This is a genomic window from Patescibacteria group bacterium (genome assembly GCA_028716665.1).
In the GTDB taxonomy this organism is placed as follows: domain Bacteria; phylum Patescibacteriota; class Patescibacteriia; order UBA2591; family JAQUPP01; genus JAQUPP01.
This window is the reverse complement of sequence record JAQUPP010000001.1, coordinates 335812-348629: the sequence shown is the minus strand read 5'-3', so window position 1 is coordinate 348629 and position 12818 is coordinate 335812. Positions and strand designations below refer to the sequence as shown.

The window sequence follows — 12818 nt, the reverse complement described above, 5'->3', positions numbered from 1 at the left end:
TCTTTAATTTGGTAGTGTTGATGGATCAATATCACATTCTGAACCATCTAAGTCGAGATAAGTGATAGAATATTTTGTATAATTTTCATCTTCTTTTTGTTTTCGTCGGTCAGTATTAAAAACTAAATTCTGTATTTCTTTATTACGAGCATCAAAAAAATCATCTTCTTCTGAACTTATTTTTTGAATTGCTACCACTTCAGGATCTCCCCAAACTTCATTGCTATATTCCAATGAATTTTTATCAAACTTACTGGCTTTTTTTCTCATTTCTATAATTTCATCAACTCTTTTATTCATTTCTTTAGTAATTTTAGAAGGAAATGCCTGAGAAAAACAATAATAACCCCTGCTTTTTTCTTGTAAAATTGCAATAAAGATATCATCATTGGTGATATCTTTTCTTAAATGCATTTGTAGGCCTTTTGCATATTGCAAAGCGCCTGAACGAATTTTGGCTGAATCGGGATAGAGTTTAAAAATGGCCAATTCCGCGTCATCGCGAATGCCATTGCGATTAGCATCAATACCTTCTAATGTTGAGTTGTTTAATTTTGAATCTGGTTCAGAAGGCAAATGTGCCCCCATCACATCATCCATTGTCAGTTTTTGGCTATGAATCTGAGGCACGATTTTCTCCGCTCTTTGACGCTCAATAGCCGCCGGAATTCTATAAATCACCACGCCTATATAAAGAATAAGGATAATTAAAAAAAATATCGTAATCGTTTTTACAATATTTTTTAACCACTTATTTTTTATTTTATTTATGTTATTTAGCATATTATATTTAGTTAATTTATTAGATATACCCCATTTTATGAAAAATTTTCTAGCCTTTAATAATATTAAATTATTTTTAAAGGATTTAATATTAATATAATATCAAATTCTTTAAAAGCGGTCAATTTATTTTATTTACCAAGGGTGTGGATAACAGCAGCAACAACTAAAAACAATCCAAAATATTTACTAAACGTTTTTTAGCGGCCGCTAAAAAACGTTTAGTAAATAAAAAATACTTTTAATAACCATATATATCCATTAGATGAATCAATTTAAAAAACAGACCTAAAATTCCCCAAGTTCTTTAACTTTTAAAATTTTAATATATTTGCGAATTTTTAAATTATTTACCACCGCCCTTAGTTCATCATAAACGTCATAGGGTGAGGCCCAGACGCTTTGCTGAATTTTTTTAAATTCTAAAGTATATAAAAATCCTCTTAACATATTTCTACTCCTTTTCATTGTTTCGGGAATGTCAAAAATAACCATTAGCCATTCATCTCTGGGATTCTTCTTTTTTTTCATATCGCGAATTTTAATTGTTAAAATTTTCTTCTCACCTTTTGGGGTTAAAAAATACCCATCTCCAGACTGTCCATTTTTTATCTTTAAATAACCTTCTTTTCTTAATCGATAAATCGTTGAATAAAAATTTTGCTTTTTCTTTTCTTTAAAATATTTTTCTAACCAAACCCGTGTTGACTGGGCGCGCGGGTCACCGTCCAATAAAGCCTGAATATGCCTGATTGTTACAGGTTGGCGACTGATATCTATAAAATCAGCAAATAATAAAAGTAATTTTTCAGTAATAGATTGTTTTTGTTTCATATAAATAAATATAACAAATTTTAAAAAAATAACGACAATATTTACTAAACGTTTTTCAGCGGCCGCTGAAAAACGTTTAGTAAAATCAATATTAAATTGATTTTGATATTAATGTCTATATCAACATCAAAATTAATTTTTTGTGAATAAAGTAAAAATTTTATACAGCCAACGGATGAGACGCATTAGGGTTGACCCTAAAAATCCGTAATGTTTTTACCAAAAATAAAGGGATTATTTAATATCTTGAAGTGCTTTCAAAACTTCTTGAGCAGTTTTTTGCCAAGAAAATTTTTGAGCTTGTTTAAGGCCTTTTTCTCGTAAATCTTGACGCAAATTTTCATCAGTCAAAATTTTACTCAAATCCCTTGTTATATCGTCTATATTGCAAGGATCAACCAAAATTGCCGCTTCACCGGCTGCTTCAGGCAAGGATGATATATTCGAGGTGACAGTGGGTGTTCCGCAAGCCATTGCTTCTAAAATCGGCAGCCCAAAACCCTCATAAAGCGAGGGATAGACGAAGCAAACGGCGCCATTATATAGATATGGCAAATCTTCATTGGAAACATAATTTAAGAAAATAACCTTCTCCCCCAAATTCAGCTCTTTGATTTTGTCAAATATCTCTTGATAATCCCATCCCTTTTTGCCGACAATCACCAACGGGCAACCATCTGTCAATTTATGATAAGCTGAAATTAATCTTACTAAATTTTTTCTCGGCTCCAATGTTCCGACAAAAAGGATAAATTTTTCCGGCAAACTGAATTTATCCAAGACAGATTTACGTTTTTGACGGTCATCGATAAACCTGAAACTATCGGCAACGGCCGGATAAATCACCGATATATTTTCCGGCGCAATCGGAAAATATTTTATAATATCTTTTTTTGTGCTCTCTGAAATAGTTATAATTTTTTTTGCATTTCGCATAGCAAACCGCAAAAACATTTTTTCAATAAACTTAGTTTTAAAACTCGAACCGGTCTGAAACGGCAAAAAAACGCACAAATCATAAATAACGATAATATTTTTGCCGAAGAAATTCAGAGCGGGAATAATATAGCTTATTGGCGCGAAAAATAAATTCGGCTTTTTAAAAATTAAATCAATTAACACAAAAAAGTGCCAAAAAATATCCGGCACTTTAATTATTCGCGGAGAAAAATTAGTCGGCAAGGGCTTCTTATATTCTTGATTTAAATAAAGAATATATTGGTTAGATTTATCCAATCTAAATAACTCCTCCAAAACATTAATAGTAAATTTTTCTTTGCCGACCGGTTCCCCTGCCGTTAACGGTCGGGCATCAATGGCAATTTTCATAATCAATAAATAATTAAAATTTGTGAGCAATTTACGGCATTATCGGAGTCATAACATGCTAAAAATGAATTTTAAATTTACGCCTTAATTTGTTGATTATATTTTTAAATAAAAAATATTGATCTCTTAAATTCAATCTGTTGTATTTCCAAGTCAATAAACAGGCTTGTTTTAAATATTGCAGAAAAGGCGTGTTTTTGGGAATCAACACGCCAAAGCGTCCGAATTTGGTATTTACCATTTCATAAACCAATGCTTTGTCTTCTTTGGAAAAATCTTTTGTTTCAAAAATAATATTGACTTTATCTTTACTGTCGGCAAAATGAAGCGCGTCTTGCGGATTGCCGATAAAAAAATTATTTCTATGCGCCCAATTCCAAACTTCTGTTTTGGGATAAGGAACCAACATGCTGAAAAAAGCATCTATGCCGAGTTGGTGGGCAAAATCTATGGATTTTTTCTGAGACTCGATTGAATCGTCAGGTAAGCCGATTATAAAAAATCCCGTAACAAGTAAACCGGCTTGTTTGAAAATTTCAATTCCCTTTTTAATCTGATCTAAAGTTTCTCCTTTTTTAATATTAGTAAAAACCTTTGGGTCGCCGCTCTCTATGCCGACATTAACGCTGTAACAACCTGATTTAAACATCAGATCGGCCAATTCTTTATCAACGCGATCCGCTCTCACGCCATTTGGGCAAGACCATTTAAATTTAAAATCGTTTTGAATCAATAACCGGCAAATTTCTTTAGTTCGGTCAACGTCAAAATTAAAATTATCATCAATAATCTCAAATCCTTTAATATTATATTTATCAATCGCCCATTTTAACTCTTCAATAACGTTTTGGGGCGATCTTTTCCTGAAAATTCTTCCGCTGATTAAGGGGACACTGCAATAGATACAATTGTAGACACATCCCCGACTGGTTAATAACGGATAAGCAGAACGAATAAATTCTTGGATATTTTTTGGAAAAAAATCGTAGTCCGGAAAAGCAAGTTCATCTAAATTTTCAATCAGAGGCGGAACTGAATTTAATTTATTTTGAAAATTTTTTTTCGTAATCACTCCTGGCAAATCTTCAATTGGTTTTTGTTCGTCCAAATATTGACAGACAACCGGAATTACTTGTTCTCCTTCGCCGACAAAAACTATATCAAAAATATCTTTTTGTATTAATTCTTGCCAACACAAGGTTGCGTGAGAACCGCCGACCATTAAAGGCAATTTCGGCCATTTCTTTTTTATTTCTTTGGCCAATAATTCTGCGTTTTTCATGGTGGCTGTTTTTACCGAGAATCCGACAAGATCAGCCGCTCCGTCTTCTATAATCTTAAATACCTGTTGATAATCAAGATCTTTATTATTTAAATCAATAATTGACGGATTATGACCGTTTTTTTGCAACGCCGAAGCAAGATAAGCAATTCCTATATTAGGATATGCTATTTGTTTATTGACCGCTCCCTGCCAACCTTGGGGATCAATAAGTATTATTTTAGCCATTGTTTTTTCGAAAAAATAAAAATTAACTAATTCAAACGGCGAACAAAAGCAGATTCTATGTCGCAGGCTTCATTGCAAGGCAAAGAGCAAATGACGGGTTTGTTCCAAAATTTGAATGTACCCGAAAAAAGATTGCCTAAACAAAAATCCTTGCTGACGTCAAAATGTTTATATAATTTTGACGTATTGTAATAAAATCCGGATTGACAAGCGTAACAATCACCGTTGGGCAAAATTATAAAATGCATTGAACCGGCATAACATTTTTGAGGACCCGTATTATCTTTAAAACCCATTTTGCGAAATTTTTTAGCATATTTCTTTATTAATTCAATTTCTTGAGATGAATATTTATAAGCGGGGTCAATATACGGATCAACATTAAAATGGACTCCGTGTTTTTCAAAAAATAATTTTAATTCCGGTATGAGAGAAATCTTTTGAGGATAACCGACAAAATTAATGAATACGCTAAAATTCGCTTTTTTTAATTTCAATACCCTCTCTTTAAAAATTTCCACGTCTGCTTCATAAAGATGAAGACTTGCCGTTATCTGTATTTTTCTAGAAACCCTATTAATAAATTCATCAACCGGCAGAGATAAATTGGTGGTAATATTGACAATATGTTTGGAGGGTAAATTATTGATCAAATCAATGATGCCCAGATTAAGAAATGGCTCTCCGCCGCTCAAACTAATAATCAATGGCGGCAATTTTTTAAAAATATCCACCCACTCGCTCCAAGAATGTTCACATTTCTTCGGATATATATCCGAATAGCCGGCGCGACTGATAATACAGTAAGGACATTTGTAATTACATTGATAAGAAAGATAAAAAACCGCGCTTTTCCGCCGAACAACATATCTGCGATAGAAATATTTAAATTGACGAAAACAATTTTCCGGGAGTATATTTTTAATCTTTTTTTTAATTCCAAATAAATTCATAAACATTATTTAATAATTTATACTTATTTTAATTTTTCTAAAAATTCTTTAATTTGAGGATCTTCCGGCACTAATTTCAAAGCTTCTTGTCCATATTTGCGAGCCATTTCTAAATTACCTTTTTCTTTATAAAGCACACCGATCGCCAATGGCCATGTCGGATCTTCAAGATTTAAATCATAACCGTGCATATTTTTTTGAATAGCCGTATCCAAATCGCCTCGAATATAATAAATGTCGGCGATCTTTTTCCAAACATCAATCCGACCCAAAGGCATAAGTTCTAGAACCTGACTATACGCTTCTTCTGATTTTTTATAATCTTTTAAATTAAAATAAATTTGGCCGAATTTATCATAGAGAGTGGATAATTCAGACTTCACCATCTCGCGATGAAGATCATTCATTTGAGGATTATTCAAATCAGGATATAAAGAAAGTGATTTTTCGCACATTTTCAAAGCTTGAGACCAATTTTCCTGATAAATTTTTACCTGGCACCAATCATTGTAAATTGCCGCCATTTTGGGCGACATTTCCGCCGCTTGTTCAAGGGTATTTTCGGCCAATAAAAAATCATTTTGATTCTTAGTTAATTTCGCTTTTTGACCATATATTCTGGCCAAATACGTTTTAACCTCAAAAACCTGGTCTCTCTCAGGAATTTTTTTCATCTGGTCAATGGCCAAGTCGAGAATTTTAATTTTTGAATCAGTGCTTTTATAAAAATCCAACCCGCTTAATAAATTCATTGCCCAAAATTGCTGATAATACGGTTCTTTGGGTTGATATAATAAAACTTTCTCATAATTTAATAAAGAAACCGGCCAGCTGTTCCCCTTACGATAAGCAATTGCTTCTTTTAAATAATGATCAGCCAGTAAAATTTTAACATTAAAAAACCACAGGCTTGAGCCGAATAAAATAATTATTACTGCTATTAAAATAATTTTATTAATTCTCATAGTTATTCATCTTTTTCTTCCGTTAATAAATACGATTTCAATACAATCGCCAGGTAACCCCAAAAATAAACAGCCGTTGGAATGACATGGAAAGAAAACTGCAAAGAAACAAAATAACCGATTAGGCCCGTAAGCAGAACTAATATGGCGGCCCGGTTAACCGGTTGTTTGATTAATTGATTTATTTTTCTTAACCCAAAATAAAAAGCGCTGCCAATCAAGAACAAATAACTGATTAAGCCCAAAAAACCTGAGATTAAAAGCGTGTCCAAAATGTCATTATGCGCCCGATCCGGATAACTGTTAATCGCTTCCAAAACCGCAAAATCAGGCTGATAATAAGGAATAAAAAGAAATCTTTGAATTTCCGGTCCATATCCTAAAATCGGCGCTTTCTCGATCAGACCCAAACTTATTTTCCACCAAATTAACCTAAGCTGGCCGGTCTCGGAAAAATTAGTCAGAGTTTTCAAACGAGAGATTAAAAAAGAATCGCTCTCTCGCGGAGTGACGGGATTAAAATTCAAATAAATAACAAATAAAATAATTACTGCCAATAAAATCAATAAAATCAATGATAAACGTTTTTGTTTTTGAAAATAAGCCCAAATAATACTGAAAAAGAAAAAAGCAATAAAAAAACCAATCCATCCTCCGCGACTTTGAGTTAAAACTAAAATAATAACAGATCCGAATAGCAAACAAGCAATCAGGGGTCTTTTAAAAATTCTATCAAAAAGATTATTGTTTGATAAATGTTCTTTGGCTTTCAATAATGCCCAAAAAATTATCGGCATCACCAATAAAAGCCAAGAAGCTAAAAAATTGGGTTGTCCTAATGTGGAAAAAATTCTGTAACTGAAAAATGGCGACTCACTCCAATAAAACGGATCAAATCCCAAAATTTGCAAAAAACCGTAAATAACCACGGCGGTTAGAGCGCCAATAATGACATAAAAAATTCTGTCGATCTGTTTTTTATTTTTAAGATTAAAAAATAAAATCGAAAAAAAAGCAAAAAAATGAAGCCAGCTGATATACCCCATTTTACGTTGATAATAACCCCAAAAACTATGGTAAGGAGATCTGGAAAAAATTGTCGCCAGACCGAGAATAATGATAAAAATAATCGCCGGCAAAATAAATTTAATTTTTTGCCAGTATTTCTTATATATTTCCATCCAAGGCAAATCAGACTTGGGCTGAATAATGATTCTTATCAGCCAGACAAATAAAATAATTTCCGTTAAAACTTGAAATAAAAAATATTCTCCGACTTGCCAAGTGCCGTAAACCCAAGGACAAAAAAATATCGGGCTTAAACCAAAAATTAGAAGCCAGCCGGCTTCTATAATTTTATCTAACGTCTTTGATAAATTCTTGAAATTAATAACCATATTCGCGCAAATTAACGGACAATTACGGATCAGCGATATTTTTGGAAGTTGCCCAGTGCAAACCGGCTTTCATATTAGCCACTTTCTTTGCCAAACAATATCTGATTGCGTAACTTGAGCCATCGAATTTGGCAAAATAAGTATAGTCTTGATCGTAAGAATTATTTTCTTGGCCGCATACTCCCTCTGTTCTTGGAAATGGAGCAGTTGGAACTATTTCCATATAAACAACTTGTCCGCAAGATTCATTAAAACCTTGCGGACTATTGTCTAAACATTTTCCACCTAAACCTTGCGGAATATTATTAATTGGATATATTCCTTGATCTAAATAATAAAGTTGTAAAGCATTTCTGAGTCGTCTAATATCGGAAAGGCGTTCCGCATCTCTAAGCCCCATTTCTCCGCCAATAATCGCTTTAACAATAACAACAGTTAAACCGATTATAATAATAATAACAATGAATACTTTCAAAAAACCAAATCCGCTTTTTTTCATGAGAGAAATTTAAATCTGTTCTAGATTATAAACCATCGACTAAACCGGCCGGAGTAGCATGATGAATTCCAGCGCCTAATTCGCCAGTTTTGGCACCAAGACACCATCGGATATGATAACTTGTGTTAGTAGCGCCACCATCAATCGCGTAAGTATAACTTGAGTTAGGAGTAGAGCAAGAGCCATCATTCATCGGAGCAGGATTTGTCGGGATTAAACCCATATAAATAGGAGCGGTGCAAGAACCTTGTGCGGCAAAACCACCGTTACCTAAACATTTACTTCCATCCAAAACAGTAGGAGCAGGAGCATCTGGATATTTATCTTTATCCATATAATACAATTCTAACGCGGTCTGGATTTGTTTAACATCCGCGACGCGACGAGCATCTCGAGCTTTGGCTCTGGCTTGATTTAAAGAAATAATAGCTAAGGCAGCCATTAAACCCATAATCGCCACGACAACTAACAACTCAATTAAGGTAAAACCTTTTTTATTCTTCTTTTCCATAAATAATTTAAAATTAAAAAACCTTTACTAAAATAGGACTCTTTAAATCTTATTATAAACTTATCCACGATTAAAACAACCAGGTTATCCACAGTCCTTTGTTTTCTTGCTACGAATTACAAATTTAATATTCCTTGCTCAATTTTGATTTTTTGCTATAATATTACTACTGTTATTATGTTTAAAAATGACTCTCGATGACAAGCCATAAAATTGATTTAATTAAAAATCTTGAGGATAACCAAGATATTCCTCAAGCTAAAATTCAACCAAAAAAAATCAGACTGTCTCGTCCGATTTTTAGAATACTGGTAGTGTTGGCAGTAATTATTGCTTTATTCTCAACCAATACCATTATTTCGCAAAGCAGTTTAATAAACGATATGGGACGAATTTCTTTTTGGAAAAACGCGGTCAATCTGATTATCAGCAGAGATCAAATACTTCAAGGAGAACTTTCAAACCGAGTTAACATTTTAATTCTTGGCATTGGCGGAGAGAATCATGACGGACCTTATTTGACCGATACCATGATTTTAGCCAGCTATAAACCATCAACAAAACAACTGTCTCTTTTGTCCATCCCCCGCGATTTATATGTGCCGATTCCCGGTTATGATTGGCAAAAAATAAATGCTGCCAATTCATTGGGGATGAAAAATGGCAATGGAGGCAAATTGGCTTCGCAAGTCGTGAGTAATATCTTCAATATTCCCATTCATTATTGGGTAAGAGTTGATTTCAATATTTTTAAAAAAATCGTTGACGAATTGGGAGGAGTTGAAGTGAACGTTGATAAAACTTTTGTTGATTATCAATTTCCCGGCGCGGGATACAACTATCGGGTGATAAAATTTGAAAAAGGCTTGCAAACAATGGATGGCGACAGAGCCCTGGTATTCGCCCGTTCAAGACACGGATCAAATAATGAAGGTTCTGATTTCGCCCGCTCCAAGCGGCAGCAAAAAATAATTTCCGCCATTAAACAAAAAGTGGAAAAATTGAATTTACTGTCCCAGCCGGCGAAAATTTTAAGATTTTATAATCTTTTCAAAGATAACGTCAGTTCAAATCTAAGTTTTAATGAAACCGTCAAATTGGCCAAATTGCTTTTAGCCGTGGAACAAGGAAATATCAGCAGTCAAATAATCGAAATTGACCCAAAGGGACCGCTGAAAAATGAAATTGCTTCAAATGGCGCTTATATTTTAAAAACAAGAACCGGAGATTTCAAAGAATTGGCCGCGATGGCTAAAAATATTTTCAATCCGGAAACATTTGTTTCCAACACCACCCCTGAAACACCGGAAATTATTGCCATTCCAAAGATTATTGTTTTAAACGGCACTACGATCAATAATTTGGCTAAAGAAATCGGAGATACGCTTTTGTCCGACAGTTATGAAGTTGTCTTTACCGGCAATACTCCGACCCAAGATTGGACAAAAACCGTTATTTTCCCGAAAAAATCCAATCAACCGGGAGCGCTCAGCCAGCTTCAAGAAAATTTAAATGCCGAAATTATTCAAGAAATGCCGGCTAATTTAAAAACTCTTACCAGTAGTTATGATTATGACTTTTTAATTGTTCTGGGGGAAAAATAAAAAAAATATTATGTATAAAGTTGCTTTAGTGGGTCAAGTCAATGTCGGAAAATCGAGTTTATTTAATCGCCTGATTTCAAAATCAAAGGCGCTTGTTTCGTCAATGCCCGGAACAACCAGGGACAGAAATTATGATATCTGTTCTTGGCAAACCAAAAAATTCATTTTGATTGACACCGGCGGATTGATTAATGAAAAATCAGAACCGTCGAGTCTGGAAAGAGAAGTTGAAAAACAAGTTTCCGTAGCGATTAAAGAAGCGGATCTTCTTCTTTTTGTTTTGGATGTTAATGAAAAAATTTCTCACTTTGAATTAAAATTAAGCCAGATAATAAAAAAATCCAAAAAACCGTTTTTTGTAATTTTCAATAAAGCGGATTCTTTGAAAAAAAGAAATTTTCTTGACGAACTCAAATGGCAAAGATTAGGAACCAATCAAGCTTACCCTGTTTCGGCCGTTACCGGCATCGGGACCGGAGATTTATTGGATGAAATCATAAAAACGCTTGAATCTTTCGGCGATCAACCGGAAAAATTTGAAACATCCGCGCCGTCCAGCACGAAAGTTGCGATTTTCGGCAAACCGAATGTCGGCAAATCAACTTTGATAAATAAATTAATCGGAGAAGAACGGGTAATCGTTTCCAATATCCCCCACACCACCCGCGAGCCGCAAGATATTTTAATTTGCCATAATGAAAAATTCATCACTTTGGTTGACACGGCCGGTGTTCGCAGAAAAAGAAAAATTCAATCAGAGATTGAACAAACCGGAGTTAAAAAATCAATTTTTGCCGCTCAAAAAGCCGATATTATTATTGATGTTTTTGATGTTAAAGAAATTATCAGCCACCAAGACAAATCATTGTTAAACTTGGCCACGGAAACGGGCAAGGGATTGATTTTGGTCATTAACAAATGCGATGAAATTTCCAATTTTGAAGCTAAATTTGACAAGTTTATCAGATATTACCAGCAAGTTTTCGCTCAAGCCAGCTTTGCGCCGATCGTCTTTATCTCGGCCAAAACGGGAAAAAATGTAAACATAATTTTCAATCTTATTGAGCAAGTGGAAAAAAATTCCAACCGCTTGATTGAGAAAGAAGAACTTACTGAATTTTTCAAAAAAGTTATCAGCGATAAAAAATTCGAGCAAAAAATTTGGAAAAAAATCAAAATCAGTCAAAACTCGGCAAAGCCTCCGACATTCAATCTAAAAGCTTCGCGCAATACATTAAAAAGAAAATTAATCAATCCGGCTCAAATAAATATTTTGGAAAAAGAAATAAGAAAGCACTGGCAATTTGAAGGAACTCCCATTAGAATGAATTTAATAGGTTAATAATAAATATTATGATTTTTATTATCGGTCTGGGAAATCCGGGCGAACAATATAAAAATACCCGCCATAATATCGGGCAAAAAATAGTAATGGATTTTGCCAAAACTTTTGATTTTCCAACTTTCAAATTGAACAAAAATTTTAAAGCTGAAATCTCAAAAAAAGGCGAAGTTTGTTTGGTTATTCCAACCACATTTATGAACGAATCCGGACTGGCGGTTAAAATTCTAAATTCTAAATTCCAAATTCCAAATTCCAATCTGTGGGTTATTCATGATGATATGGATTTGCCATTGGGAAAAATTCGGATTTCCATAAATCGCTCGTCTGCCGGTCATAATGGCGTTCAGTCAATTATTGATAATTTAAAAACGAAAAATTTCGTCAGATTCAGAATCGGCATTAATCACTCCGCTCAAAATCAATCCCGACGCCAAGGGGTCGGGACTCCGACCAAAGCGTCGGAGAAAGCTATGGATTTAGTTTTAAAAAATTTCTCTGTCGGCGAAAAAAAACTTCTCAAACAAACAGAAGAATCAACTGTTGAAGCAATCTCTGCGGCTCTGGAACAAGGAATAGAAAAAACCATGAGTTTATACAATTAGTTTTTGTAAGAAAAAAGAGCTCTCAATTTTAATCTTACTTGATTAAAATCTCGAGCTCTTTATTATTACGGAGTTACATATCCTGTTCGAGTAACTTCTTCGCATTTAATGGTTATTTTGTGTTTTTTCCCTGGTATGAATTCTTTGTTTTTAATAACCGAGGAATTTCCTCCTATGTTTTCATGAAAGACATTTAGCCACTCCTCATATTCATTTGTCTCCTTCTCAATCAGGACATCTGCGCCATTTTCATTATGATTATCTATTTTAATCTTTGGCAATTCTCCTGGTTTGGCATAATAAAAAGTAACGGTTATGTCAAGATCGGGAAATTCCACTATTTTTGACTCTGGCGTGGTTGTCACCTGTGTTGGAGTTTGTGTACACCCTGCAAAAAGACATATCACTAATATACCCATTACTATCAAAAGTTTTTTCATTTTATCCTCCTTTTTCTCCTATTTTTTCTATTCTCTAATGTAAAAT

The 12818-nt window shown here is 33.9% G+C and carries 13 protein-coding genes; 3 read left to right on the top strand and 10 right to left on the bottom strand.

Going from position 1 to position 12818, the window contains the following annotated elements; all coding sequences use genetic code 11:
• Positions 1–3 precede the first annotated feature (3 nt).
• From PHF10_01810 to PHF10_01770, 9 genes are all read right to left on the bottom strand, one after another.
• Complete coding sequence (locus PHF10_01810) at positions 4–783, bottom strand: hypothetical protein (GenBank protein MDD5534465.1); 780 nt, start codon at positions 781–783, stop codon at positions 4–6.
• A 288-nt stretch (positions 784–1071) separates the two neighbouring features.
• Entirely contained in the window at positions 1072–1617 is a 546-nt protein-coding gene (locus tag PHF10_01805; protein ID MDD5534464.1) for a hypothetical protein, read from the bottom strand.
• Between the two features lie 234 nt (positions 1618–1851).
• Positions 1852–2946 (bottom strand): glycosyltransferase family 1 protein, encoded by a 1095-nt coding sequence (locus tag PHF10_01800; protein ID MDD5534463.1) that lies wholly within the window; start codon positions 2944–2946, stop codon positions 1852–1854.
• 58 nt (positions 2947–3004) lie between these two features.
• Positions 3005–4456: a radical SAM protein gene (locus tag PHF10_01795; protein MDD5534462.1), complete on the bottom strand. Its 1452-nt coding sequence runs from the start codon at positions 4454–4456 to the stop codon at positions 3005–3007.
• Between the two features lie 26 nt (positions 4457–4482).
• Positions 4483–5409: a hypothetical protein gene (locus PHF10_01790; GenBank protein MDD5534461.1), complete on the bottom strand. Its 927-nt coding sequence runs from the start codon at positions 5407–5409 to the stop codon at positions 4483–4485.
• A gap of 23 nt (positions 5410–5432) precedes the next feature.
• On the bottom strand, positions 5433–6374 hold the full coding sequence (locus PHF10_01785) for a hypothetical protein (protein ID MDD5534460.1): 942 nt from the start codon (positions 6372–6374) through the stop codon (positions 5433–5435).
• Positions 6375–6376: 2 nt separating this feature from the next.
• Positions 6377–7771 (bottom strand): O-antigen ligase family protein, encoded by a 1395-nt coding sequence (locus PHF10_01780; GenBank protein ID MDD5534459.1) that lies wholly within the window; start codon positions 7769–7771, stop codon positions 6377–6379.
• A gap of 22 nt (positions 7772–7793) precedes the next feature.
• The gene (locus PHF10_01775) at positions 7794–8270 is read right to left on the bottom strand and encodes a hypothetical protein (GenBank protein ID MDD5534458.1); all 477 of its coding nucleotides are present in this window, start codon (positions 8268–8270) and stop codon (positions 7794–7796) included.
• A gap of 25 nt (positions 8271–8295) precedes the next feature.
• The gene (locus PHF10_01770; GenBank protein MDD5534457.1) at positions 8296–8781 is read right to left on the bottom strand and encodes a type II secretion system protein; all 486 of its coding nucleotides are present in this window, start codon (positions 8779–8781) and stop codon (positions 8296–8298) included.
• A 197-nt stretch (positions 8782–8978) separates the two neighbouring features.
• On the opposite strand from PHF10_01770, the gene PHF10_01765 reads away from it, so the two are divergent.
• Genes PHF10_01765 through pth form a run of 3 tightly spaced genes read left to right on the top strand, consistent with a single transcriptional unit; the run spans position 8979 to position 12332 of the window.
• The gene (locus PHF10_01765; protein ID MDD5534456.1) at positions 8979–10385 is read left to right on the top strand and encodes an LCP family protein; all 1407 of its coding nucleotides are present in this window, start codon (positions 8979–8981) and stop codon (positions 10383–10385) included.
• A 10-nt stretch (positions 10386–10395) separates the two neighbouring features.
• Complete coding sequence (gene der, locus PHF10_01760) at positions 10396–11727, top strand: ribosome biogenesis GTPase Der (GenBank protein MDD5534455.1); 1332 nt, start codon at positions 10396–10398, stop codon at positions 11725–11727.
• 11 nt (positions 11728–11738) lie between these two features.
• Positions 11739–12332 (top strand): aminoacyl-tRNA hydrolase, encoded by a 594-nt coding sequence (gene pth, locus PHF10_01755; GenBank protein ID MDD5534454.1) that lies wholly within the window; start codon positions 11739–11741, stop codon positions 12330–12332.
• Positions 12333–12397: 65 nt separating this feature from the next.
• Here pth and PHF10_01750 read toward each other — a convergent pair whose 3' ends face one another.
• Entirely contained in the window at positions 12398–12772 is a 375-nt protein-coding gene (locus PHF10_01750) for a hypothetical protein (protein ID MDD5534453.1), read from the bottom strand.
• Positions 12773–12818: the final 46 nt, after the last annotated feature.